The sequence below is a fragment of the Rhizobium giardinii bv. giardinii H152 genome (assembly GCF_000379605.1).
GTDB classification, from domain to species: Bacteria; Pseudomonadota; Alphaproteobacteria; order Rhizobiales; family Rhizobiaceae; genus Pararhizobium; species Pararhizobium giardinii.
On sequence record NZ_KB902579.1, the window covers coordinates 377,002 to 402,752 of the forward strand.

Consider the following 25,751-nt stretch of genomic DNA (forward strand, 5'->3'; position numbering starts at 1 on the left):
GCCTATGCCGAGGATTTCGGCGTCAGCCGCCGCCTCATCCGGCGCCGCGCGCCGCCTTCTCCCCGCCGGGGAGAAGGCGGGCAAACCGCACATATGGGGTCGCCGTCGATCTTGCCTGGCTAACCAAACGTGGACATGACCCCCGGCGAGGCGGGCAGGCCGATTGAGCCCCAAAAGCCCTTCGGCCGCTGACTAAGCAGACGTTCGTTGGCAAGCCAACGATTCATCTGCTTAGCTTTCGTTGTTTTGTCGCAGGTTTTGATCGGAAAACCGTGGAACACTTTTCCGAAACCCGCTTAGCTGAACCGCCCGGCGGCATGTGCCAGCATCGTGTAGACCTTGCCGGTGTCGGACGTCAGGTAGCTCTGCGTCATTACCTTGTCGCGATCGTTGCGGGAGACGTCGCCGAGCAGTTTTTCAAAGTCGGCGATATAGCGGTCGACGGCGGTGCGGAACTCCGGTTCGCGGTCGTATTTGCGCTTGATCTCGTCGAAGGTCTGCTGGCCCTTCAGCGTGTAGAGGCGGCGGGTGAAGACGTCGCGCTCGCCGCGCTGGTAACGCCGCCAGAGATCGACTGACGCGTCATGGTCGATCGCGCGGGCGATGTCGACGGACAGCGAATTCAGCGATTCCATCACATGGCGCGGATTGCGGGTGTCGCCGGCGCGGGCGGCAGGCTGCGCTTCACTTGGCCGTTGCGCTGGAACGGGCGCTGGAGCCTCCTCATCGCGGGATGCGCCACGCAGCAGGTCACGCATCCAGCCGCTGCCTTCCCCGGACTGCGGGCGTGCTGTCACCGTGGCTGGCTCCTGCTGCCGGACAACCGGCTGCTGGGCGGCCGGGCGTGGCTGTTCAAGGCCGAGGCTTCCACGCAGCAGGGGCTCCTGCTCCTGGCGGCGCGGCTCTGCGACCGGCTGCTGCGCCACGGCGCGGACCGGAGCCGCTGCCACCGGCTGCTGCTGTGCGACGGCCTGCTGGCGGGGCTGGGCGATCTCGAGCTGGCCGGAAGACTTGCCGATAATGTCGGAGAGTTCCTGCAGTGCCTTGATCTGCTCGGCAACGGCGCGCCGCATGACCGAGGCGTTTTCCTTGGCTTCTTCCGGCAGGTCGAAGGCGCCGCGCTTCAGTTCCTCGCGGGTCATGTCGAGCTCGCGGCGGATCTCGTTGGCCGCGCGGCGGATTTCATCGGTTGCGCCGCTGAAGCGGCCGACCGCTTCTTCGACGGCCTGGCGGATCGATTCGCCTATCTGCTGGGCGGCACCGTCTGACTTCTTGCCGGTTTCGGTCATCATCCGGTCGATATCCGATAGCGAGGCGCCGACGCTGCCGCGCAGGCGCGAGGCGACTTCCTTGGAACGTTCCTCGGCGCGGGTAAAGGCACCCTCGACGGCAAGGCCTGCATCCTCGCTGGCCTTGGCGACTGCGGCGCGCATGGCTTCGCTCGCCGACATTGCACGAGCTTCGGCTTCCGACAATGTCTTGCTGACATCGGCGAAGGAGGCCTCGACGCCGGCGCGCAGGTTGCTGGCGATCTCGCTCGAGCGCTCCTCGGCACGCACGAACACCGATTCGACCGACATGCTGGCCTCGCTGCCTGCCTTGACGACGGCATCGCGCATCGCCTCGGCTGCAGCGGCGGCGCGCTGTTCTGCGTCCGTCAGGATACGCCCGACGTCGTTGAAGGATGTCTGGATGCCCGAGCGCAGATTGCCGGCGATCTGCGCCGACCGGTCTTCCGCCCGCTGGAAGGCGCCGTCGACGAAGCCTTCGAGGGCATGCATGGTCTTCTCGATCTCTTCCGAGCGGCTGACAAGACCGACGGAGAGGGTGCGCAGCGCGTCCTGCCGCTCTTCGAGCGTGCTGACCAGATTGGACTGCGCCGCGCCCAGGAGATCGGATGCCTGGCTGAGCACCTTGGAATGATCCTCGAAGCGACCGACGATGCCGCCGATCTGCGACAGGGTCGAACCTGAGATCTCGGCGAGCTTGGTGACCTTGCCTTCGAGAAGGCGGGTCGAGGTGGACAGCATGTCGGAAGCGCGATTGGCCGATTCCGAGAACCGCGCCGTGGTCGATTCCAGCTGTTCGTCCATGGCGCCGAGGTTGGCGCTTGCCTGCTCGATGACGCCAGCGATCGACGAATTGCTCGCCGCCAGCTGATCGATGAGGCCCAAGGCCGTCGATTGCAGGCGGTTCTCGACCATCTTCATTGCCTTGGCGGTTTCTTCCGCGCGGCTCGAGATGGCATTCAGCGTCTCGCCGGTGCGGGCGGTCAGGCTCTCGAGCAGCGTCGCATTCCCGGCGCGCAGACGTTCCGCGCTCTCGCGGGCGACCTCGCTGATGCGGTCGGCGGCTTCCTTGCCGGTGGCGGCATATTGATCGATGACCGGGCGGGCCTTCTCGTCGATCAGGCGCGACAGCTCGGCCGAACGGCCGGCGAGCATCGAGTTGAGTTCACGCGTACTATCGTCGAGGGTGGTGCGGATCGTGTTGCCGCGGGCCTCCAGGGCCTTCTCCACGTCGGTAAGGCTCTGCTGCAGCGACGATGCCTGTTCCGCCACGCGGGCCTGCGTCTGGGCGATCCGGGCGGCCGCGCCATCGGTGGCTTCTCCGACGGAGCGCGCCAGTTCGGCGCTACGCATCGCGGCGGTTGCGGCGGTCTGCTCGATGCTGGACTGGAAATCGGCCTGGCGTGCGGCCATTGCCTGGGCAAAATCGTCGCCAGCCTTGGCCAGGAGTTCGGCAGAGCGCACGGCCTCGGCGTCGATCCCCTGTGCCGCATCGCTGACGGCGCCGCGCAGGTTGGTGACGAGACCGGCGGCCTTGCCTTCGATCGTCCGGCTGACATTGTCGAGACCGATCGACAGGGCACGGTCCATGGTGCCGAGCCGCTCTTCGATGCGGCCGGTACCGCCCTCGATGCTTGCTTCGATACGAGCGGCGGCTTCGTCGCTGACCCGGCCGAGTTCAGCCGTGTGGCTGGACAGCGTATCGGCAATGCGGCTTGCGGCCGCGCCACTGATACGGTCAATTTCGTCGGTGCGCCCGGCCAGGCTGTCGGTGATGCGGGCTGCAGCCGTCGCGCTGACCCGATCCAGCTCCGCCGTGCGGTCCGACAGCGTTTCGGCGATCCGCGCTGCGGCACTGTTGCCAATGCGGTCGATTTCTTCGGTGCGGCTGGCGAGGCTGTCGGCGATCATCGCAGCGGCAGCGGTGCTCACCTGATCGAACTCGGACGTGTGGTTGGAGAGCGCGTCTGCAATGCGGGCCGCAGCGACGCTGCCGATCCGATCGATTTCCTCGGCGCGTCCGGCAAGGCTGTCGGCAATGCGCGCGGCGGCCCTGTGGCTGACTTCATCGAATTCCGAAACCCGAGAGGAGAGGGTGTCGGCGATCTTCTGGCCAGCCGTGTCAATGAATTCGCTGACGCCGCCAACGCTGTTGCGAATTCTGCCTTCCAGCACACCAAGGGTGTTTTCGATGCGTGCCCCGGTCTCGTCGACGCTGCTGTTGATGTTGGAGAGGGAGGTGTCCATCCGATGCGACAGCGTATCGGCGGCGCGGCTGATCTGATCAGCGCTCTCACCGAGCTGATTTGCCACATGGCTGGTGCTTGCCAGCATGCGCTGTTCGAGTGCCGCGGCGCTCTTGTCGATGACGTTACCGAGTTCCGCCTGGCGCTCCTCCAGCGTCATTTCCAGCATGCTGGCGCTGGTGGCGAGCGTCGTGGCAATGGAGGTCGCCTGTTCGCCCAGCACCTCGGAAAGCTGGTCGGTTCCATGCGTCACGGCAACGTTGATCGCGTTGAGACGGTCGTCCAGCGTCGCCCGGATTTGCTCATGGGTGGAAGCAAGCGATGTCGCCAGCTGACCGGCCCGGCCGGACAGTGTCTGTTCGATATCGGACGCCTTGTCTGCCATCGACATGGCCAGCTCGGAGGCATGGCTGGAAAGGGCAGTGGCGATCTCGGCCGAAGTGCTGGTCATCGTGCCGGCGATCTCGCTGACGCGGCCGCTGAGGTTTTCGGCGATCGCTCCAACGCGACCCGAGAGCTGCTGCTCGATATCGCTCACCCGGTCGGCCATGGTTTCCGCGATCGCGCTGGCGCGATAGGACAGGCCATCGGCGATTTCTTCCGTGCGGCTGCTCAACGTATCGACCATTTCGTTTGCGCGAGCGGACAAGGTGCCGGTGAGCTCCGCCGAGCGCTCGGAAAGAATGGTGTCGAGCGTTGCCGTCTGGCTGGCAAGCGTGTCGCCGAGCGTGCGGCTTTGTTCGGACAACAGCGTTTCCAGCCGTTCCGTGGTGCCGCCGATTGCGCTTTCGATCGCGCCTGCCGATGAGGTGAGAACGTTGGCGAGCGAGCCGGTGCGCTGTGCCAGCATCGCATCAATGCGTTCAGCCGTGCCGTCAAAGGCGCTGTCGATTGCTGTCGTTGAGGAATTCAGCACGTTTTCGAGTGCACCGGTGCGCTGTGCCAGCATCGCGTCGATGCGTTCGGCCGTGCCGTCGAAGGCACTGTCGATTGCGGTCGTCGACGAGGCGAGCACGTTTTCGAGTGCGCCGGTGCGTAGCGACAGGATCGCATCGATGCGTTCGGCCGTGCCGTCAAAGGCGCTGTCGATTGCCGTCGTTGAGGAATTCAGCACGTTTTCGAGCGCGCCGGTGCGCTGTGCGAGGATCGTGTCGATGCGTTCTGCCGTGCCGTCAAAGGCGCTGTCGATTGCCGNCGTTGAGGAATTCAGCACGTTTTCGAGCGCGCCGGTGCGCTGTGCGAGGATCGTGTCGATGCGTTCTGCCGTGCCATCAAAGGCGCTGTCGATTGCTGCCGTTGAGGAATTCAGCACGTTGGCGAGCGCGCCGGTGCGCTGCGACAGGATCGTATCGATGCGTTCCGCGGTGCCCTCGAAGGCGCTGTCGATGGATTCCGAGCTTGCAGCAAGCAGGCTCGAAAGTTCGACCGTGCGCTGCGAAAGCGTGTCGTCGAGGCGCAGCTGGCTTGCGGCGATTGCCGTGGTGATCTCGTCGGCGCGGCTGGTCAGCGTGTCTTCGATACGGCCATGGATAGCCTGCAGCCCGTCGATGAGGCCGCTGGTTTGCGTAACGATATTGTCGGCAAGCTGCTGGTTGCTGGTCGTGATCGCACTCGCGCGGGCGTCAAGCGTTTCGGCGAGCCGCTCCTGGCTTTCCGTCAGAGCGGTTTCGAGCGAACCGGCGCGCTGCGCAAAGCCGGATTCGATCCGGTCCTGTGCCGCAGTGAGTGCGCTCATCAGCGTGCTGGACCGTTCGGACAGAACGCTGTCGATGCGGGTGTGCGCATTGCCGATCGCATCGCTGAGCTCGGCGGTCTTGCCGCTGATCGTGTGCTCGATGAAGTCCTGTGTCGTGCCGAGCGTGGTGGCGAGCGTCAGGGACTGTTCGGACAGGGCGGACTCGAAGCGCTCGATACCGCCGTCCAGCATGCTGCCGATCGATTCGGCGCCGCCGCTCACCGACTGGTTGATGCGCGCGAGGCTTTCCATCAGCTTGGAATCAAGCATGCCGGCGCGCTTGTCGAAGGCGGTCGCGAATTCATGGAAACGGGAATCGAAGGCCGTCGCCAGCTGTCCGACCGTCGTTTGCAGCTTCTCCTCGAAGAAGCCCGAGCGCAGGTCGAGATCCATGATCATATCGTCGGAACTGCTCTTCAGGCTCTGGCGGAAGCTTGCGCCCTTTTCGTCCAGCGTGGCGTTCAGCGTGTTGAGAATATCGTCGAGACCGCCGGTGATGGCCTGCTGGCCGACATTGAGGCTTTCGTTCAGATCGCGCGTGCGGGCAATCAGCGTCTCGTTGAGCTGGCGGGCGCGCTCGTTCAGCGCGGCATTCAGCTTCTCGGTATTGGCATCGAGCGTCGAGGCGCGTGTTTCGAACTGACCAAGCAGTTGCTGGCCGCGCTTGGCCAGCGTCTGGCTGAGATTTTCGAGGCGGGTGTCGAACTCGTTGCTGAGCGACACGCCGGCGGTGGTGAGGCCTGAGAGCAAGGCATCGGTGCGGGTCGACAGCATTGCCCCGATCGTCTGCGTTGCGCTGTCCGAGCGCTCCATCAGGGCGGCGGCGCGGGTTTCGATCATCGAGGCGAAGGCCTCGCCCGACGTTGCGATACGGCTGGAAATTTCATCGCCTGCGGTTGCAAGCTCGTCCTTCAACTGCGTGTGGGCGCCGGCGATCGACGAGCGGATGCGCTCGGCATGGCCGACAATGGCTTCCCGCTCCAGTCCAAGTTCCTGGACCAGGGTGCGCACCCTCAGCTCGTTGTCGCTGTAGCTGCGCTCGAGCGCGTTGACCTCGGAATGCACCAGGGTTTCGAGTTCGGTGGCACGGGCGATGGTGCGCTCGATGCCTTCGTTCATCGCCGAGACTTCGCGGCGCACGGCCTGGCCGACCGTCATGATGCGCTCGGAAGCCGCCGTTTCGGGTTCGGCAAGGCGCAGGGCGACCTCGGCCATCGACCGGGCGGCGCTGCGCAGTTCCTGGGCGCGCGAAATCATGATGGCGAAGGAGAAGAACAGCATCACCGGCAGGATGATGAAGATCGCCGCGCCGATGGCGCCCGGCATCGCCGACAGGTCGGCAAGCGAGCGAATCTGCCAGATTTCCGGGCCATAGAGCAGGTTGGCGACACCAAGGCCACCAATCGTCCAGAGCGCGGAGACGGCGGCGGCGATCCGCATCGCCGAGCGGCCGGAGCGGACGTCCAGCGAGCGCAGGATGGCGGCGGGCGTTCTGCGGCCATCATCATTGGCAGGCGCGAAGGATGGGGCCTTGGGGGCCGGTTCGGGAGCGAGGCTTCGTGGCGTTTCCGTCGTGCGTGCCGAGCGGGCTGCCTCATCCTTGGATTTTGTCGTCTTCGCCTGGCTGGGTGCCGGTGCCTGGCTCACTGCTTCAGACACTTTTCCCTCCGGATCATCCAAGGACGTCTTGTCGTTGAGGGCAGACTTAAGCTCGTCAAAGTCGATTTTCAAAGCGTCTTCCAACGCCTGAAATGCCTTGTCGTCGATCGACTCGTTGCTTTTATTTGTCGCCATGCGGATACGCCTCGTTACTAAACTGTCCCTTTCGGAAGGACCCTTTGCAACACCGCCTGCATTGGGAGCACCTCCGATACTCGGACGGTGACGGCAGGATACGCGCATAACATCTGCGCAGAACCCGACATGCACCCATTTCAACCACGCACCGACGGAACAGCACATCAGCCCCGTAGGTGCTTCATTCGATGCGGTTTTCCGTCAGGACTGTCTGCACCTTAAGGCATAAACATATCCCTCAACGTACCGTAGTGACACATTCACCGGTGTCTTACAATTAAACGCCCCCGGCATTCGTTAAAATCCTAACAAGTTCTTAATGAAAAATGGACCTATTTCCGGCAGAAACCCTTGTAATCAGGCGGTTTAATGGCCGTTAACCATGCCGAGAAAAACCTGCCCTTATTGCGCCGCGTTTTAATCAGATAGCAGCGCCCGATCCGGCCTAATGGGCTCCTGAGACGAGCGAAATCACAGCCGGACAGGCATCGGGAGGGTAACGCCCGCACCATCTTCGAGCCTCATAATAGCCTGACGGGTCAAGCACTTCCAGACAAACCGGCGGCAAACCCGGTGTCATGGGCAGGCGGAACTGAAAAACACGATGTCACCGGTGACGGGCCGGTTGCGTCAGAAAAAAACAGAATAAGGATATTGGCACATGGCGGCACTCAAGATCGCGTTCGAAGCACCCGACAATCTCGGCGGGGCATGTCCCGCGAAGGCGCGGGCGATCGATCTGGTTCACCTTGCGACGCAGACAATGGGCGACAAGCTTCTGGAAATCGAAGTGCTGCAGATGTTTGCCCGGCAGGCGCGGCAGCTGATGAAGGAATTGTCGTCTGCCAGTGCCGACATGTCCGGGGCGATCGCGCACCGCCTCAAGGGGGCCGCCCTTGCCGTCGGTGCTTTCGGTGTTGCCGAGGCAGCCGGCGCTGTCGAGGCCGAGCCGGATCAGGCCGACCATCTTGCAGCGTTGAGCGCCGCCGTGATCGAGGCCGAACTGTTCATCCTGAAGCTCTGCCGCTAGCGGCAGACTTGCCCGGAAACCCCGCAGCGACGAAGGGTCGCGGGGAGAGGCCGGATGCCAGGTCCCTTCGTGTTGACTGGCGGTGCGAATTGTTGGAAGAAATCGGATGAATTTGCCGCGCTCCGCCGCCGCCTCTGCTATGAGGGGCGGCGTGATTGTTCCTGCGGTATACCGATACAACGCCAAGCATCCGGAAAACCAAATGCCCAAACTGACCATCATCGCCTTCGACGGCACGCAGTATGACTTTGACGTTCAAAATGGCTCGACCGTCATGGAAAATGCTGTGCGCAACTCGGTTCCCGGCATCGAGGCCGAATGCGGCGGCGCCTGTGCCTGCGCGACCTGTCATGTCTATGTGGACGAAGAATGGTCGGCGACGGTCGGTGCCCCCGAGGCGATGGAAGAGGACATGCTCGATTTCGCCTACGATGTGAAACCGACCTCGCGGCTTTCCTGCCAGATCAAGATGAGCGAAGGCCTGGATGGGCTCGTGGTTCACGTTCCCGAGCGCCAGGCCTGACCTTCGCGCGACCGTTTCATATCAAAGATCACTGATAATGACCGATGTGACCGGATCGATTTTGACTTCCGGCTAGGAGAAAACCGCAGTCGGACCAGAAGGTCCGGCGAGGATTTTTGACGACGNCCGGAAGCCAAAAGCGACCGGCCCTTCGGGTGGCCCGGAAATCGGCCACCGGAGGGCGTCGAAATCCTCGACCGATGCTCAGGCATCGCTCTGCGGTTTCTTCTACCCGGACGCCCGTTTCCGGGCCATCACATCGGTCATTATCAGTGATCTTTGGTATCAGTCCAGCCAAGAAAAAGCCCCACTGGTCGCAATCGACGAGCGGGGCTAGGAGGGCGCATCGCAACAGATGAGGGAGGGGAACATCTGCTGCTTCAGGACACGCCAGGAGAACGCCACATGCGCGATGCGCCGAGCCGGTCGAACATCAATCCGGAACAGGACAGTCAAGCGCGATACAATACTTCCGATTCAAGGCCTCTGCGTGGATGCAGATTGACTAGATCCGGGGCAGGGAATGAAGAGATTTTGTTTTCCTGCTCTTCATTCAATGCCTAGACTATACCTTAACTTTCAGCGCTGTTGTATGGTGAAAAGTCACCAGTGATATGCTGTTGACGCGCAGGTTTTGCCTATACCGAGTGATTCGAATTTCACTCGTTTTTCTACTGTTGCGGACGATTTACCGCTTGGCCTTCGTGATCCCGTCGAGTCGGTATTGCAGCAGCCGGATCATGCGGCGGTCGAAATTGGCGGCCTCGGTCCGGTCGAAGCGGGCCTGGTCGCGGTCGTGCTGCTGGATCGCCGTCTCGCTCAACCGCGCGACACGCGCCTGCATCCGCTCGCAATCCGCTTCGGGTTTCAGGGCCAGAAAATCCTTCTCCAGTTTGCGGGCATGGTTGCGGGCGATCTCGGCGTGACGCTCCTCATGGCGCTTGATATCGCTTGCCAACGTGTCCCAGACCAGCGCCAGATCCCGGTTTGCGGTTCGGCGGTTTTTCCAGCGCGGCAGGATGAGCCTGGTGCTGAGCGTCACCTTGGCGCTGCCGACGGCGCAGCGATTGCCGTGTTTGACATAGGTTACCGTGCCGCCGAACTTGATCCTGGTGGCGCCGGGATGCCGCGCACCGGTCGAATTCATCATCGGACCGCGCTCGGAAAGCGCCTTGTCCAGTTCTTCGGCCGTGCGGCCCCCTACGGAGAAATAGGTGATGCTCTTGCTTATCACCGTGTCGCCGTACGCCGACGAGGAATGGCCCGCGACGATACTCAAGATCAGAAACGCGGCGAAGGAAATGCGGCCAGTCATCATAGGTTTACAGGTCTCGGCAGTTGAACTTCTCCAGAGCTTGGGGCATAGCCAGCCACAGCGCAACAGCAAATGGCCGGCATCTCGGACAAAGCGGAAAACAAGAGAACAATCCGAGCCTTTGCCGCAAGGTGTGGCACATTGGCCCCCATTTGTGGTCAAAGTTGTGTCTGCGGAGGGTGAGGAGGGAGTGAAACCATCATGGACAACGCTTTCGATCCCTTCGAATGGAAACTGGCCCATGGCCGAAAACTCACTCTGGGGCCGACCGGGCTGCTGATGGCGATCATCAATGTGACGCCGGATTCGTTTTCGGACGGCGGCGCCTATGACAATACGGAAGCCGCAGTGTCACAGGCCCTGCACTGCCTCGATCAGGGCGCCGCAATCCTCGATATCGGCGGCGAGTCGACACGACCCGGTGCTGCCCCGGTCACGGCGGACGAAGAGCAGGCGCGCGTACTGCCGGTCATTGCGGCGCTTGCCGAGCGGACGGATGCGATCGTCTCCGTCGATACCTACAGGGCCGAGACCGCGCGACTGGCGGTTGCCGCCGGTGCGCATATCATCAATGACGTCCACGGCCTGCAGCGTGAGCCCGATCTTGCGAATGTGGCGGCGGCGACCGGGGCAGGGCTTTGCATCATGCATACCGGCCGCGACCGCGAAAAGCTCACAGATGTCGTGCGCGATCAATATCATTTTCTCGAGCGCTCGCTGGAAATAGCGGCTGCTGCCGGTGTCGCGCGTGACCGGATCGTTCTCGATCCCGGCTTCGGTTTTGCCAAAGACACCGATGAGAACATCGAACTGATGACGCGTTTCAGTGAACTGCGAGGTTTCGGACTGCCGCTTCTGGCCGGTACGTCGCGCAAGCGCTTCATTGGTGCGATCACCGGCCGCGACGCGCCGGAGCGGGATGTCGGCACGGCAGCCACGACAGCATTGCTGAGAATGGCGGGTGCAGCGGTTTTCCGGGTACATGATGTCGCAATCAACAGGGATGCGCTCCTGGTGGCGGATGCTATGCTGGCGATAAAAAGACGGGCGCAGGAAAAACACGGGACGGAAAATCAGCCATGACAGCGATCTACACGATCACCCTCAAGAATTGCGCCTTCTTTGCCCGCCATGGCGTTCACGACGAAGAGGAATTTCTCGGGCAGCGCTTCTTCGTCGATGCCGAGCTGGATGTCGAGCAGGGAACCGCGCTGATCGAGGATTCCATCGACGATACAGTGCATTACGGTGTTGTCTTCACCGAGATCGAGAAGATCATCACTGGCCGCCGGCGCTATCTGATCGAAGCGCTGGCGCTCGAGGTTGCCACAACGCTCTGTTCGGTCTTTCCGCAGATTCGCCGCGCGAAAATATCGATCCGCAAGCCGAACGCACCGGTTCCCGGTGTTCTCGACTATGTCGAAGTGACGGTAGAGCATTTTGCCTGAGATGCCGACTCATCTGGCGACGCTCGGCCTCGGCGGCAATATCGGTGATCCCGCTGCTTCGATGGCGCGCGCGCTTGTGCTTCTCGACACGCGGCCGGACTGCGAAGTGATGCATGTCTCGAAGCTCTACCGGACACCGCCCTGGGGCAAGACGGACCAGGCCTGGTTTTTCAATGCCTGTGCTGCGGTCGAGACCTCGCTCCTGCCCGACGAACTGCTCGATGCATGCCTGTCGATCGAGCGCCAGATGAAGCGCGAGCGGCTGGAGCGCTGGGGCCCGCGCACGATCGACATCGATGTGCTGACCTATGATAGCCTGAGCCAAAGTTCCCGGACGCTGGAAATACCGCATCCGCGCATGACGGAACGTGGGTTCGTGCTGAAGCCGCTCGCCGATTTCGCCCCGGATCTTGTCGTGGCCGGCAAATCGGTGGCCGAATGGCTCGAGAGCGCTGATGTCGCGGGCATCGAAGTGGCCGATCCGCGCAATGATTGGTGGCGGCAGCGCGCGCCTCAATCGGCCGTTTGAAACGCAAGAGAGCCGGACGAGCCGGCTCTCTGGAAGCGCTCCGAAAACACTCGCTATTTCTTGATCGAGCCGACGGCGACGGTGTCGAGCTGGCGGTTGAGGCTGACGCCGATCACCGGCACCATCGTGTCCTCTACCTTCACCGAAATGGTGATGTTGAGCGTCGAGTCGCCCTGCAGGCGGGCGATCATCGCGCCGTTCAGCTTCTTGCGGTTGATGCCGACGACGACCTTGTCCTTGCCGACATTTCCGGAGACGATATCAAGGCCCTTGCCGTCGGCGCCATCGAGGAACTTGCCGTTATAGCTTTTGCCGGACTGGGTGATGACGGCGGACATCGGCTGCTTGAAGACGCCGACGCGGCAGAAGCCGTCGAGCTTGATGCCGGCGGAGCTTCCGTTTGCTTCACCGGTCAGGTCGCAGGTGAATTTCGTGCCCTTGTATTTTCCCGCGACGATCTCGCCCGGGCCTTTCCACTGGCCGGAAACCTGCTCGAAAAACGCCTTGTCGTTGGCGCCCGAGAATGCCGGAGAGGCTGCGCAGGTGAGGGCTGCAAGCGAGGCTGCGGCAATGCCGCGAGCGATCAAAGAAGGGCGCGAAAACATAAACGATCCTTGATGGTCGATGTCAGGAATGTGAGGTTACATTTGCACTTAAATGGTTAATGGAGTGTTGCTCCGGCCCTTGGAAAGGTCGGCTTTGAGGCTCACGAAATGTTTCATGCGGACTTTCTACCACGCCTGAAATCCTTGGCAATCCTGGGCTTTCACGCGCGCCTCACCGGGATGTGTGCACGGGTGAGCGGAGTTGCGTTGAAACCGGATTAGGGTTTGTTACGTAGATGCGCATCTAGGAGGCTTGCCATGACCATCATCGACGACATCGAATCGCGTTTAACGCACCATGGTGACAAGGGCAATGTGATCTACCGCCACCGGATTGCCACGCGCATCACGCATTGGACCTGGGCGATCGCCCTGTTCTTCCTGCTTTTGAGCGGGCTGCAGATCTTCAATGCCCACCCGGAACTCTATATCGGCAAGCAATCGGGTTTCGAGTTCGACAACAGCGTGCTGTCCATGCGCGCCATGCAGGCCGCCGACGGCAAGGTCGATGGTTACACCACGATCTTCGGGCAAAGCTACAAGACGACCGGCGTTTTCGGAATGAGCGGACCGGCGGACAATCCGTCCTACCGCGGATTTCCGGCCTGGGCGACGCTGCCATCCTACCAGGATCTGGCGACCGGGCGGGTCATCCATTTCTTCTTTGCCTGGTTCTTCGTGGCGGCTTTCCTCGTCTGGTTCGTCGCCAGCCTGATCAGCGGCCATCTCAGGCGCGATATCCTTCCGTCCCGCGCGGATATCAGGGGCTTGCCGAAAAGCCTTTCCGATCACCTGCGGTTCCGCTTTCATCACGACGGCCGCTACAATGTCCTGCAGAAGCTCGCCTATGCCGGTGTCCTGCTCGTCATCTTCCCGCTGATCATCCTGACGGGCATCACCATGTCGCCCGGCATGAATGCGGCGTGGCCGTGGCTGCTCGACGTTTTCGGCGGACGGCAGACGGCGCGCACCATCCACTTCGTCTGCATGGCGCTGCTCGTGGCTTTCTTCCTGATCCACATCTTCATGGTCGTTGCTGCAGGTCCGCTGAACGAAATGCGCTCGATCATCACCGGCTGGTATCGCACCGATCCCGAAAAGAAAGAGGAGCACACGGCATGAGCGGGTTCATCATCAATCGCCGCAGGTTCCTCACGGTTGCGGGGGCGGCGGCCTCGGCCGTAACGCTCTCCGGCTGTGGCGCGTTCGACGGTTTCCTGTCCAGCCAGAGCCCCGTGCGGGATGTGCTTGCTTCGGCAAACAGCCTGACCTACCGCGTCCAGCGCATGCTGATCGATGCCGATGCACTGGCGCCGGAATTCTCGGCAAGCGAGGTACGTCAGGGACAGCGGCCGAACGGCTCGACCGACCCTACCGATGCGGACTATCTGGCGCTGAAGGAGAAGCAGTTCGCCGATTATCGGATGACTATCGGCGGGCTGGTCGAAAAGCCGCTGAGCTTCAGTCTGGATGAGCTGCGCAACATGCCGGCCCGCACGCAGGTCACCCGGCACGACTGTGTCGAGGGTTGGAGCTGCATCGCCAAATGGACCGGCGTGCCGCTCGCAACGATCCTCGACGAGGCCAGGGTGAAGCCGGAAGCGCGCTTCGTCGTCTTCCATTGTTACGACAGCATGGACCTCGGCCTGTCCGGCGCGGTGCGCTACTACGAATCGATCGACCTGATCGACGCACGCCATCCGCAGACCATTCTTGCCTATGGCTGCAACGACGAGGCGCTGCGTGTGGCCAATGGCGCGCCGCTGCGAGTGCGCATCGAGCGGCAGCTCGGCTACAAGATGGCGAAATACATCAAGGGTATCGAACTTGCCTCGACGCTCGCGCCCTATGGCAGCGGCAAGGGGGGCTTCTGGGAAGATCTCGGCTACGAATGGTATGCCGGGATCTAAGCAGACTTTCGTTGCAGGTTTTGATCGGAAAACCGTGGAACACTTTTTCGAAACCTGCTTAGCCACCGGTATCGTCGGCGGCTTTCGACCGTGATGCGCCGGGCGCCAGATCGCCGATGAAATCGCCGATTCCGGGGCGTTTCAGGGCGCGAAACGGCATCGGCCGGCAGAGATCCATCGCGGCGATGCCGATACGAGCCGTCATCAAGCCGTTGATGACGCCTTCGCCGAGCCTAGCCGACAGCTTCGAGGCCAGACCGTGGCCGAGCACCTGCTGGATCAGGCTATCACCGACGGCGATCGAGCCCGTGACGGCGAGATGGGCGATGACGTCGCGCATCAGCCGCAGCAATCCGAACGTGCCTGGACGCCCACCATAGAGGTCGGCCATCGCCCGGATCAGGCGGGCGGATTCGTAGATGACGTAACCGAGATCGACCAGCGCACGCGGGCTGACGGCTGTGACGATCGAGACGCGTTTCGAGGCGTTGAGGATGAGCGCGCGGGCTTCGCGATCGAGCGGCGTCAGCAGTTCGCGCTCGGTCAGGTCAAGCAGGTGGGGGCCGTCGATGATTTCGGTTTCGGTTTCCTTGAGGCGCAGGCGTCCGCGTGCCGTCTGCGGTTTGGCGGCAAGCAGATGCGCGAGATGCACCATCACCTTGCGCGCCGGCTTTGGCGTCGGCGCAAGGCTCGCGTCAATTGCCTCCTGCTTCAGCGCCTGGACGGCGTTCAACCGCATGATACCGGCCAGTTCGCGGGAAATGACGATGAGGAAAGCCAGCAGCCCGATGGCGACGACAGTGATCGCGAGATAGCCAAGCCAATCGGCGCGGCTGAAGAGATCGCGCACCAGGCTGTCGAGCCAGAGCCCGACGGCCAGGGAAACCAGAATACCGAAGGCGCCAAAGGCGAGTTTGCCGAAGGAGAAGCGGCGCCGGCGCGGGGTCGCCTCCGCCGGCGCGGGCAGGGCGCTGGTGGTCGCAACGAACGGGTCGTCGGCATCGGGTGTCATGACGAAGTTTTCGTCGAAACTGGCCGGTGAGCGGCGCGCCGGTTCTCGCCGGGCGGGCGCCGTCGATGGTTCGCCTTCGACAGTAAAAACGGCCGGCTTTCGTTTTGGCGTTTTTGGCGTATCGCTCATGCCAGCCGGTCTCCGAACAAAAATTGCATAGCCCGGTCGAGCCTGATGTGCGGCACCGACAATTTCAGTCCGCCGCCGGTTTCCTCAATATGCGGTGGCCGGAAGCGCACGAAGCGCAGGTCGGGAACCAGGCTCTCTTCCGGTTTGGAATCAAGATCCTGAAAAAGTGCATCAGGATTTTCCGGTAAGTCTCCGGTAAATATGGCTGTTTTCCGTTCGCCGTCAAAGGTTTCTCCGTTGATCTTCTCGCCGTTGATCGGCGTGCCGACGATAACCGGCAAAACATGGCCGTCGTGGCTGACCGTTGCCTCGCGGGTTGCCCGGACGGAGGCGATAGCCATCACCTCGAGCCCTGCGCCGCTCACGCCGATGCGCTCGATGGCGCGCTGCACCAGCCGGGCGGCGATTCGTTCGAGGCGGTCGTGGCTTTCATGGTGCAGATGGTCGGCCTTGGTCGCGGCGATCAGCACCTTGTCGATACGCTTCGTCAGGAAGGACGACAGGAAGGAATTGGTACCCGGCCGGAAACTGGCGAGAACATCAGCCAGCGCACCTTCAAGGTCGAGCAGCGACTCCGGGCCGCGGTTGATCGCCTGCAGCGCGTCGATCAGGACGATCTGCCGGTCGAGCCGGGCAAAGTGTTCGCGGAAGAACGGCTTGACCACATGGGTCTTGTAGGCCTCGTAGCGTCGCTCCATCATCGCCCAGAGCGAGCCTTTGGGGGCGCGGCCCTCGGGGAGGTTGGCGAGCGGCGAGAATGTGAGAGCCGGCGAGCCTTCCAGATCACCAGGCATCAGAAAGCGGCCCGGCGGCAGCGTTGACAGGGAGCGCTCGTCGGATTTGCAGGCCTGCAGGTAGCCGGTGAAGGCTTCCGCCAGCCGTTGCGCATCCGCCTCGACGGCAGGCGCCGTGAGGTCGAGCGAGGTTGCGAGTGAAAGCCAGTGGGTGGAGAGCTCGGCGCGGATGCCGGTTTTCGCCCGCCCGGCCGTCTTGTTGCTGAACGCGCGGAAGTCCTGGGTCAGCAGCGGCAGATCAAGCAGCCATTCACCGGGATAGTCGACGATGTCGATCGAGAGCCGGCCTGGTGAGAACATCCGGTTCCAGCCGCTGGCGCTTTCGTAGTCCAGCGTGATGCGCAACTGCGAAATCGCGCGGGTGGAATCCGGCCAGACCCGATCGCGGACAAGCGCTGCAATATGATCCTCATACTGGAAGCGCGGCACGGCGTCGTCCGGCTGTGGTTCGAGCCTTATCTTCGACACGCGTCCGGAGCGGACTGCCTCGAAGATCGGCAGGCGGCCGCCATTCAGGAGATTGTGGACGAGGGATGAGATGAACACGGTCTTGCCGGCGCGCGAAAGCCCGGTCACGCCGAGCCGTAGCGTCGGATTGACGAAACCGGAAGCGCGATCTGTCAAGGTACCGAGTGCAAGCCGGGCGTCATCGGAAAGGCGGGTCAGGAGTGATGGCAAATTTCGGGCCTCGGAACGCGTTGGCATCTGGCCCGGGGGCCAGCTTGGTCATTTGCGATATAGGACGCCGAAGCGGCCGAAAAAAGTGTAGCCAGGCGGCATTCACAGGGCATGACATGCCGGATCGAGCCATGCCGCAAGTTTACCTGGCGGCAGAATGCCGGCCTGTGGTCGGTCGGGGAAATCAATCACCGCAAGCGCGCCAGGCGGATATCCGTAAGGGATCGCTGCGGCCTGTTCGCCGAGGACTTCGCGCAGGATTTCCTCGATCACCGGATTGTGCCCGACCACCATCAGCGAGGCGGCACCGCTCTGCCCGAGGATGATGTCGCGATAGGCATCTTCGGCGCCGGTATAGAGGGCGTCGATATAGCGAATAGTTCTGTCTTCGCCCATTGCGCACCGGAAAGCCTCTGCCGTCTGCCGGCAGCGAACGGCGGGAGAGCTCAGAAGTACCTCCGGCACAAAACCGCGCTCCGCCGCCATTTCGCCGATCATTTTCGCGGCGGCAAAACCGGTGTCGTCAAGCGACCTGTCAAAATCCTTCTGACCCGGAAGCGCCCAGCCGGCCTTGGCGTGTCGGAGAAGGTAGAGCCGGAAAGCCGGGGCAGGTGGGGTAGGCATATGGCGGGATCCCGGAAATGGACCGACGGCAACCGCGTCGATCGCTCGGCTTCAGACGAACTTTGTCCGCTGGCCTTGCGCAAAGATCAAGCCACGGCGATTTGTTTTTCAACAGGCCGGGTGTCAGCTGTGTGCCGAACTGTCGGTTTTAGAACAGTGATGCCCGATATGAGCGCGTTCGCGTCTTCTTCAGCAGACGGGATGGGGAAATATGCGCCCGTTTTTTGTGCGTCTGCTGTCTCGAAATCGGGCTGTTGCGGATTTTTCTGATCCTGCGCCCGCAACTTTCGGCATGTATGGATGCTATCGGTTGCAAGACAATTTCGCGAAAAATTACGAACCTGTAATTTTGATGAAATATTAGCCCGTTAGCCTCGGGACTAAGCAAAGCTTAAAAAACGGTGTGCTATTTTTCAGAGACTTGAAACGGCGCCTGCATGGGTCTATACACCGCCGCAATGAGATGTTCTTCAGGAGAATCGCGTTGAGTGAGAAGATCGATCTTAGTTCCTTTGTCCTTTCCGAGACCGAGGAATTCATGAATACCAACCAGCGTGCATATTTTAGAGCAAAGTTGAACGCTTGGAAAAACGACATCCTGCGTGAGGCGCGTGAGACGCTCGGGCACCTCGCCGAGGAAAGTGCAAACCACCCCGATCTTGCAGACAGGGCATCTTCGGAAACCGACCGAGCGATCGAGCTTCGGGCCCGTGACCGGCAGCGCAAGCTGATCTCCAAGATCGATGCAGCCCTGCAGCGGCTGGATGAGGGAACCTACGGCTACTGTGAGGAGACGGGCGAGCCGATTGGATTGAAGCGTCTCGACGCACGGCCGATCGCCACTCTCTCGATCGAAGCACAGGAACGCCACGAGCGACGCGAAAAAGTCTATCGTGACGAATAACCTTCCGGTCCCGAACCATTAAAACAAACGGCGCGAAAACCTCGCGCCGTTTTTTGTCTTCCAGACTGTTGTGGCACGCAACCCGTCAGTTCTTCCGGTTGACGGCGATCTCGTTCAGCATCCGGTTCATCTCGTCTTCCAGCGTCGGTTCCGTCCTGCCGCCCGCAACGCCGCCCAGCCGTGGTTCCTGGCGGGCGCTCTGCGAAGCCGCGTTCGCGCGCTGGTCATTGTCAACGCGAACGTCATCGGCCGTCAGCTTGCCGAGGTCCCCGGTGATCTGGGCGTCGAGAATGCGTTCGAATTCGGCGACGGAACTGTCTCTCTGGCTCTGCGCGGGCTGGGCGGTTTGCGCGGCGGCTGCGACCGGCACCGGGGTTGTCTGCGTCATGGGACGCTGCGCGGAAACCGAGGGTGTTGCGGCCAGCACACGCGTCCGCGCTGCATCCAAAATGTCCTCCGGCGACCCAGCTCGCTCGAGCGCGACCGTCGGTATGGTATTCGAGGTCACGGGTTGAAGGCGCGGCTGGGCAACCATACGCTCGGGCACTGCCTGGCGCGTTTCCGGCTGCGGCCGTAGCTCGGCGCCTCTGGCCGTCGGTGCCGGGACTTGGTCGATGCTTTCGCCATAAAGCACCTGGCCCATCGCAGAGACCGGCGCCGTCCGGGTTTCCGCCGCCGGTGCCGCACGACGTTCCGCGACCGGGCGCGCGGCGATGGCTTCGGGAAGAGGCGAGGCAGCGGCGGCCTGCGGGGCTGGCTGGGCACCGATGCGGCTTTCGATGACGATGTCCGTCGGGCCGCCGATCATGATCAGGTGCTCGACATCGTCCCGGCGGACCAGAACCAGACGCCTGCGGGTATCGACGGCTGCGGCATCCAGCACGGCGAGCCGCGGCTGCCGGTTCTTGCCACCGCGGATGAAGGGAGAAGATGGCCGGTTGCGGATGAACCAGAGCACCGCCACGAGGCAAAAAAGGCCAAGAGCCACAGCGCCCGCGGCAATGATGAAACGGGTACCGTTGTTGCCAACGATATCTTCGATCATGTGCGTTCTCCTTCGTGATATCCTGACCTGCGCCCATTTGACGGCTTTTTTCAGATCGAGACAAGCGATGTTGCTCTTTGTCCAAGTCTCATTGGTTTATCATAGATCTAGTGCCGTTGTGGGCTTTGGCGACATCAGGCTGGACATTCCCTGTGAATTCACGCCAATGGCTTTCATGCAAGTGCTTTCTGCACTTCCCTGCGGCTGTTAAAGATGATTCCTGCTTGGTGTTTCGCTGTCCGCCGGCGCGGATTGCAGATCCGCCCGAGCCGCCGCCAAGCGGAGCAGATGGACCGAACCCGCGCATTCATTCCGGAGGCGCGCGGCACCGGTTGCAAACGAGGGCCCTATGACGAAATTGCAGCAGGCAGGTGACTATCACATGCCGATTGTGGACCGTGGAAGCCGGCCGGGCACGGTGCTGCGGATCATTCTGCTCGCCATCGTCCTGACCGGTTCAGCCGTTGCCTTCGTCATCTTCAAGAACCAGCTCGAAAATGAGATCGTGCTGGGCATTCTCGGCGTGCTGGCGATGGTCGGTATTTTCTTCCTGGTGTCCTCGGTCATCGGCTTCATCGAGGTCATGCCGCAATCCCGCCCGGACGAGCTTGCCCGGGCCTTTCTCGACGGCCACCAGGACGGCACGCTGGTCACCGACCGCAAGGGCCGGATCATCTATGCCAATGCTGCCTATGGCGCGCTCACCGGGGCGACCAAGGCGACGGAAATCCAGTCGCTCGAAACGATCCTGTCGCGCAACAGGGAGGCGACCGAGGCGATCTATCGCCTGACCAACGGCCTGCATGAAGGCAAGGCCGGCCACGAGGAATTCCGCCTGCTGAAGCCTTTGAACCCGGGCGGCGGCTCTGCTGGATCGGGCGCCCACTGGTTTCGGCTGAAGGCACGCGTCTTGCCGCTCGAAGACGGTGGTCGCAACCCTCTCTACATCTGGCAGATTTCCGACATCACCTCCGAGCGTGACGATCAGGAGCGCTTCTTCAAGGAACTGCAGAACGCCATCGATTATCTCGATCACGCGCCGGCCGGGTTCTTCTCCGCCGGCAAGAAGGGCGAGATCTTCTATATCAACGCCACGCTGGCCGATTGGCTCGGCCTCGACCTTACGAAATTCCAGCCGGGATCGATGACCATTGCCGATCTGGTGGCGGGCGAGGGGCTGGCGCTCGTCCAGTCCGTGCAGGCCGAACCGGGCCTGAAAAAGACCAAGACACTCGACCTCGACCTCAAGAAGGCCAATGGCCAGAGTTTTGCTGTGCGCATGATCCACCGCGTATCCTCGACCCGGGACGGTGCTCCCGGCGAGAGCCGGACGATCGTGCTTGCCCGCTCCACTGACGATGAAAGCGATCAATCGGCCTCGATCGCCGCCATGCGCTTCACCCGTTTCTTCAACAACACGCCGATGGCAATCGCCTCCGTCGATGGCAACGGCCGGATATTGAGAACCAACGCGCCCTTCCTCAAATTGTTTTCTGCCGTCGTGTCGCAGGACGACATGGAGCATGGGGCATTGCTCGAAGCGGTCGTGCATGAGATGGAGCGGCCGCAACTGCGCGAGGCGCTCGAGGCCGCCAAGGATAGGCAGGGCGATATCGCCCCGATCGATTCGCTGCATCCGACCGATGAGACGCGGCATTTCCGCTTCTATGTGAATGCCGTCATCGACCAGAGCGACCAGGCGCCGGAAGAGGCGGCGATCGTCTATGCGGTGGAGATCACCGAGCAGAAGGCGCTCGAGACCCAGATGGCGCAGACGCAGAAGATGAATGCCGTCGGTACGCTGGCAGGCGGCATCGCCCATGACTTCAACAACGTGCTGACGGCGATCCTGCTTTCTTCAGATCACCTGCTTCTCTCGGCCCGGCCCTCCGACGCGAGCTTTGCCGACCTGATGGAAATCAAGCGCAACGCCAACCGCGCTGCCGTGCTGGTTCGCCAGCTTCTCGCCTTTTCGCGCAAGCAGACGATGCGGCCAACGGTGCTCAACATGACCGACGTCGTCGGCGATCTGCGCATGCTGGTCGACCGCATGACCGGAACCAACGTCAAGCTGGAGGTCGACTACGGCCGCGATCTCTGGCCGGTGCGCACCGATCTCGGCCAGTTCGAGCAGGTCATCCTCAACCTCGCGGTCAATGCCCGCGATGCGATGCCCAATGGCGGCGTCATCACGCTGCGCACGCGCAACCTGCCCGCCGCCGAAGTCGCGGCGCTGAACCGGCGTGAACTGCCGGAGGAGGATTATGTGATGGTCGAGGTGTCCGACCAGGGCACCGGCATTCCACCCGAGATCCTCGACAAGATCTTCGAACCCTTCTTCACAACCAAGGAAGTCGGCAAGGGTACCGGCCTCGGGCTGTCGATGGTCTACGGCATCATCAAGCAGTCCGGCGGCTATATCTATCCCGAATCCGAGGTCGGCAAGGGAACGACGTTCCGCATCCTGCTGCCGCGCTATGTCGAGGAAACGCTGCTGCCGGGCGAGGTGGCTGACGTGCCAGCCGCCACCATGCTCGGAACCAAGCCTCCCTCCAAGGCGGAGGAGCCGACCGACCTCACCGGCAACTCGGCGGTCGTGCTCTTGGTGGAAGACGAGGAGGCGGTTCGCCGGGGCGGCAAGCGCATGCTGGAAACCCGCGGCTATACTGTGCACGAGGCCGGCTCGGGCGTCGAGGCGCTCGAGATCATGGAGGAACTGAACGGCGCGGTCGATATCGTCGTCTCCGACGTCGTCATGCCCGAAATGGACGGGCCGACCTTGCTTCGGGAAATCCGCAAGACCTATCCGGACCTTAAGTTCATCTTCGTGTCCGGCTATGCCGAGGACGCCTTCGCCAAGAACCTGCCGGCCGACGCCAAGTTCGGCTTCCTGCCGAAGCCGTTCTCGCTGAAGCAGCTTGCTGTCGCCGTGCGCGAAATGCTGGACAGCTGATTGCCGGTCGCATTCCAGCGACCAACAGGTAAAGCCGGCTCGCCCCTCCAGCCACCGCCTTAGAACGGACAGCGGCAATTTCGGTTGTGGCAAAAGGCCCGTTTTGCGATATTGCAACTGTCAGGCGCATGATTGACGCTCTCATCCCGGGGCAAAAGGCCTGCGTGACCCGCAATCTGAAAGGGCAAACCGGCATGAGCAACCCGACGTGGGGCGAACTGGTGGAAAACAATGTCGGGCGGTTCGGTGACCTCGTCGCCGGCATTGACCCATCGCTGCCTGAGATCCCGGCTTTCTTCGGACAGGGCAACGAGGGGGCGGCCTGGATAGGCGACTTCGTGAATTTTATCCTCGACACCATCGAGGGGCATGTCGGATTCGTAAAATTCCAGTCAGCCTATTTCGAAGCCTGCGGCCTAGTCGGCCTGGCAGCACTTTCCGCGGGGATGAAAAGGGCAAGAGAAGCAGGTATAGGCGTCATCCTCGATGCCAAAAGAGGAGACATAGGTGCGACTGCCGCCGCCTATGCCCGCGCCTATCTGACGCCGGCATCTGCCGGTGGCAGCGCCGACTTTGAGGCTGATTGCCTGACCGTCAATCCCTTGATGGGGCCCGATACTCTCGCGCCTTTTGTCGATTGCGCCACCCGTTTTGGCAAGGGCTTGTTCGTTCTTTGCCGAACTTCAAATCCCGGTGCGGGCTGGCTTCAGGACAAGATGGCCGGCAACCGGCTTGTCTCTGATCGTGTGGCCGATTTGATCGGCGGATACGGCACTGTTCCCGATTCGGCGTCTCGCCTGGCGTCCGTCGGGGCGGTGATCGGAGCAACGGCGCCGAATGAAGGCCGACGATTGCGGCAGTTGCTGCCCCGCACGATCATTCTTGCGCCGGGCCTTGGCGCACAGGGCGGTGATCCCGCTTCAATCCATTCGCTGCGAGGCGACATACCGGGCGACCTGCTCGTGCCTGTGTCTCGCGGCCTCAGCCGTGTCGAGGATCGAGGGATTTCAGCCAGTGATTATCGTCAGCTCATCATAAGCAGGATCGAAGCGTTCAAAGCCGCAATTGCCTATGACTACGCCGGGCGGCGGACCCGTTTGGCATGATCGGCTTCAGGAGCAGGCGTATCGCAAAACGACGCGCGCAAAAGACTGAATTCTGCGCGCGAGTTTTGCTATTCGGCCAACCAACTTGCCAATTTCGGCCAGGGGCCAGGAGGCCGCGCCAGCGGTCGCGTCTCCCAGCCTGTTGGCCTTATTCCAGCGCAACCGCGATTTCCGCGGCAAGGCGCGCGTTGTTCTCGACCAGCGCGATGTTGGTTTCGAGGCTCCGGCCATCCGTCAGCCCGAAGATGCTGTCGAGCAGATAGGGCGTGACCGCCTTGCCGGAAATCTCGTCGCGTTCGGCGTTGTCGAGCGCGCGGGCGATGTAGATCTCCATTTCGTCGCGCGGGATTTCGCTTTCCTCGGGTACCGGGTTGGCGACCAGCATGCCGCCATCGACGCCGAGCAGGTCGCGCATCCGCTGGAAATTGGCGATTGCCGCCGGGCTGTTGAGCATCAGCGGGCTCCTCAGTCCGGAATCGCGCGACCAGAAGGCCGGGAAGATGTCGCTGTCATAGGTGACGACCGGAACGCCTCGCGTTTCCAGCACTTCGAGCGTCTTGGGAATGTCGAGGATCGCCTTGGCGCCGGCTGAGACGACAATCACGCCGGTGCGCGCCAGTTCGTCGAGGTCGGCGGAAATGTCGAATGTCTCCTCGGCCTTGCGATGCACGCCGCCGATGCCGCCGGTCGCAAAGACCCGGATGCCGGCGCGCGCCGCGGCGATCATGGTTGCGGCGACAGTCGTTGCGCCCGTGCGGCGTTCGGCAATCGCAAAGGCGAGGTCGGCGCGCGACAGCTTCATCGCGCCTTCGGTCTGGGCCAGCGCTTCCAGCTGCGCGTCTTCCAGGCCGATGTGCAAGACCCCGTCGATGACGGCGATCGTTGCCGGTACTGCACCTTCCTCGCGGATGATCGCCTCGACGCTGCGGGCCATGTCGAGATTGCCGGGGAAGGGCATGCCATGGGTGATGATGGTCGATTCCAGCGCTACGAGCGGCGCGCCGCGTGCCTTGGCGGCCGCGACTTCGGTGGAATATTCCATCGGCAGAAGGGGTGAAAACGGCTTGGTCATCGCATGTCCTTTGTGGCTTTCTCAGGCGCGTTCATGACAGGATTTCGGCTGGCGGCACAAGCCGAATTGCCTCGGCCAGCATCTCGCGCGACATTTTTTCCGATACGGCAAGCGGCGAGCGCACGGTGATGCCGGCGGCCGCGACCCCTGAACGCAGGCACACATCCAGCGGTTCGCCGCTGAGAAATGCCGCCAGGAAACCGGCGGCCAGCGCGTCTCCGGCGCCGGTTACATCGCCGAGCGCATCGAGGGCAGGCGGGGTGACGGCAACGGCCTGCCCCTGCCGAAAGGCGAGCGCCGGTCTGCCGCCGCGGGTGATGACGCCGCCGGAAAGACCGGCAGCCCGCAGAAGGGCGGGCCATTCTGCCGCTTCCGTGACGTCGCTGCCCGTCAGGGCGCGCGCTTCCGCCTCGTTCATGAACAGGAAGCTGAGACCGGCGAGACTGTTTGCAAGGCGCACCACCTTGGCGGGAGAAATGGCGATGGCCGCGATCGGCTTTGATTGCTGCGCGGCCCGTTCGATGAGGCTCGCAAGGGTTTCCTCCGGCAGGTTGGCATCGGTAACGATAAGGTCGCTCGAAGAAACGACCTCCCGCATGGCACGTTGCTGCAGCCGCCGTGGGGAGAACAGCCGGTAGAGATCCATGTCGGCGAGGGCGATCACCAGATTGCCGTCGCTTTCGAGAATGGCCGTGTAGCTCGGTGTCTTGCGATCGAGGAAGACGAACGGGTTGTCGATCACGCCCGCTGCAGCGGCGGCTTCTGCGACCGTGTCGCCCGCCGCATCGCCGCCGCGCGGGCTGATCATGCGGACCTCGAGCCCGAGCCGCGCCAGATTGCGCGCCGCATTGAAGCCGCCGCCGCCGGCCTCCTCGAACCAGCTGCCGGGATTGCTGGCGCCCGGGGCCGTCGCGCCGCAGATGCGCCCCCGCCGGTCAATATGCGCGCCGCCGAAGATGGAAACTTTGCTGCCTGTCATGCGTTTTCCCGACTGTGCCCCTGCGATC

Annotated in this window: 19 protein-coding genes; 10 read left to right on the forward strand and 9 right to left on the reverse strand. The window is 62.4% G+C overall.

What is annotated here, in order from left to right; all coding sequences use genetic code 11:
- Window positions 1-296: 296 nt before the first annotated feature.
- On the reverse strand, window positions 297-7,064 hold the full coding sequence (locus A3AY_RS0105400) for an apolipoprotein A-IV repeat region-like domain-containing protein (protein ID WP_018324670.1): 6,768 nt from the start codon (window positions 7,062-7,064) through the stop codon (window positions 297-299).
- A gap of 664 nt (window positions 7,065-7,728) precedes the next feature.
- Here A3AY_RS0105400 and A3AY_RS0105405 point away from each other — a divergent pair.
- Window positions 7,729-8,097, forward strand: coding sequence for an Hpt domain-containing protein (locus tag A3AY_RS0105405; protein ID WP_018324671.1), 369 nt, complete (start codon window positions 7,729-7,731; stop codon window positions 8,095-8,097).
- A 202-nt stretch (window positions 8,098-8,299) separates the two neighbouring features.
- The gene (locus A3AY_RS0105410) at window positions 8,300-8,620 is read left to right on the forward strand and encodes a 2Fe-2S iron-sulfur cluster-binding protein (RefSeq protein ID WP_026203137.1); all 321 of its coding nucleotides are present in this window, start codon (window positions 8,300-8,302) and stop codon (window positions 8,618-8,620) included.
- 688 nt (window positions 8,621-9,308) lie between these two features.
- Here the strand turns inward: A3AY_RS0105410 and A3AY_RS0105415 are convergent.
- A complete protein-coding gene (locus A3AY_RS0105415; protein ID WP_018324673.1) occupies window positions 9,309-9,938 on the reverse strand; it encodes a DUF922 domain-containing Zn-dependent protease in 630 nt (209 codons plus the stop codon).
- A 198-nt stretch (window positions 9,939-10,136) separates the two neighbouring features.
- On the opposite strand from A3AY_RS0105415, the gene folP reads away from it, so the two are divergent.
- From folP to folK, 3 genes are read left to right on the forward strand one after another with little or no spacing between them, the layout of a single operon-like run.
- Window positions 10,137-11,018, forward strand: a complete 882-nt coding sequence (gene folP / locus A3AY_RS0105420) for a dihydropteroate synthase (protein WP_018324674.1) — start codon at window positions 10,137-10,139, stop codon at window positions 11,016-11,018.
- Window positions 11,015-11,383 carry a dihydroneopterin aldolase gene (gene folB / locus A3AY_RS0105425; RefSeq protein WP_018324675.1) on the forward strand — a complete coding sequence of 123 codons (369 nt, stop codon included), beginning with the start codon at window positions 11,015-11,017 and terminating at the stop codon, window positions 11,381-11,383. The genes folP and folB overlap by 4 nt, the downstream gene beginning before the upstream one ends.
- A 1-nt stretch (window position 11,384) precedes the next feature.
- On the forward strand, window positions 11,385-11,912 hold the full coding sequence (gene folK / locus A3AY_RS0105430) for a 2-amino-4-hydroxy-6-hydroxymethyldihydropteridine diphosphokinase (protein WP_018324676.1): 528 nt from the start codon (window positions 11,385-11,387) through the stop codon (window positions 11,910-11,912).
- A 53-nt stretch (window positions 11,913-11,965) separates the two neighbouring features.
- Here the strand turns inward: folK and A3AY_RS0105435 are convergent, their stop codons facing one another.
- Window positions 11,966-12,517 (reverse strand): hypothetical protein, encoded by a 552-nt coding sequence (locus A3AY_RS0105435; RefSeq protein ID WP_018324677.1) that lies wholly within the window; start codon window positions 12,515-12,517, stop codon window positions 11,966-11,968.
- Between the two features lie 258 nt (window positions 12,518-12,775).
- On the opposite strand from A3AY_RS0105435, the gene A3AY_RS0105440 reads away from it, so the two are divergent.
- Complete coding sequence (locus tag A3AY_RS0105440; protein ID WP_018324678.1) at window positions 12,776-13,639, forward strand: cytochrome b/b6 domain-containing protein; 864 nt, start codon at window positions 12,776-12,778, stop codon at window positions 13,637-13,639.
- The gene (locus A3AY_RS0105445; protein ID WP_018324679.1) at window positions 13,636-14,427 is read left to right on the forward strand and encodes a molybdopterin-binding protein; all 792 of its coding nucleotides are present in this window, start codon (window positions 13,636-13,638) and stop codon (window positions 14,425-14,427) included. Before A3AY_RS0105440 ends, A3AY_RS0105445 begins: the two co-directional genes overlap by 4 nt.
- A 58-nt stretch (window positions 14,428-14,485) precedes the next feature.
- Here the strand turns inward: A3AY_RS0105445 and A3AY_RS0105450 are convergent, their stop codons facing one another.
- The 3 genes from A3AY_RS0105450 to A3AY_RS0105460 all read right to left on the reverse strand — a co-directional run bounded on the left by A3AY_RS0105450 (window position 14,486) and on the right by A3AY_RS0105460 (window position 17,664).
- The gene (locus A3AY_RS0105450; protein WP_018324680.1) at window positions 14,486-15,568 is read right to left on the reverse strand and encodes a YcjF family protein; all 1,083 of its coding nucleotides are present in this window, start codon (window positions 15,566-15,568) and stop codon (window positions 14,486-14,488) included.
- A complete protein-coding gene (locus A3AY_RS0105455) occupies window positions 15,565-17,067 on the reverse strand; it encodes a YcjX family GTP-binding protein (protein WP_018324681.1) in 1,503 nt (500 codons plus the stop codon). The genes A3AY_RS0105450 and A3AY_RS0105455 overlap by 4 nt, the downstream gene beginning before the upstream one ends.
- A gap of 75 nt (window positions 17,068-17,142) precedes the next feature.
- Entirely contained in the window at window positions 17,143-17,664 is a 522-nt protein-coding gene (locus A3AY_RS0105460; protein WP_018324682.1) for a SixA phosphatase family protein, read from the reverse strand.
- A gap of 484 nt (window positions 17,665-18,148) precedes the next feature.
- Between A3AY_RS0105460 and dksA the strand changes: the two genes are divergently transcribed.
- The gene (gene dksA / locus A3AY_RS0105465; protein ID WP_018324683.1) at window positions 18,149-18,568 is read left to right on the forward strand and encodes an RNA polymerase-binding protein DksA; all 420 of its coding nucleotides are present in this window, start codon (window positions 18,149-18,151) and stop codon (window positions 18,566-18,568) included.
- 85 nt (window positions 18,569-18,653) lie between these two features.
- Here dksA and A3AY_RS0105470 read toward each other — a convergent pair whose 3' ends face one another.
- On the reverse strand, window positions 18,654-19,613 hold the full coding sequence (locus tag A3AY_RS0105470; protein ID WP_018324684.1) for a flagellar biosynthetic protein FliO: 960 nt from the start codon (window positions 19,611-19,613) through the stop codon (window positions 18,654-18,656).
- Between the two features lie 382 nt (window positions 19,614-19,995).
- On the opposite strand from A3AY_RS0105470, the gene cckA reads away from it, so the two are divergent.
- Both cckA and pyrF read left to right on the forward strand, forming a co-directional pair.
- A complete protein-coding gene (gene cckA, locus A3AY_RS0105475) occupies window positions 19,996-22,566 on the forward strand; it encodes a cell cycle histidine kinase CckA (RefSeq protein WP_420864890.1) in 2,571 nt (856 codons plus the stop codon).
- Window positions 22,567-22,760: 194 nt separating this feature from the next.
- Window positions 22,761-23,672 (forward strand): orotidine-5'-phosphate decarboxylase, encoded by a 912-nt coding sequence (gene pyrF, locus A3AY_RS0105480; RefSeq protein WP_040668192.1) that lies wholly within the window; start codon window positions 22,761-22,763, stop codon window positions 23,670-23,672.
- Between the two features lie 148 nt (window positions 23,673-23,820).
- Here pyrF and A3AY_RS0105485 read toward each other — a convergent pair whose 3' ends face one another.
- Together A3AY_RS0105485 and A3AY_RS0105490 are read right to left on the reverse strand one after the other, a co-directional pair.
- A complete protein-coding gene (locus tag A3AY_RS0105485) occupies window positions 23,821-24,744 on the reverse strand; it encodes a pseudouridine-5'-phosphate glycosidase (RefSeq protein ID WP_018324687.1) in 924 nt (307 codons plus the stop codon).
- A 31-nt stretch (window positions 24,745-24,775) separates the two neighbouring features.
- On the reverse strand, window positions 24,776-25,723 hold the full coding sequence (locus A3AY_RS0105490) for a carbohydrate kinase family protein (protein ID WP_018324688.1): 948 nt from the start codon (window positions 25,721-25,723) through the stop codon (window positions 24,776-24,778).
- Window positions 25,724-25,751: the final 28 nt, after the last annotated feature.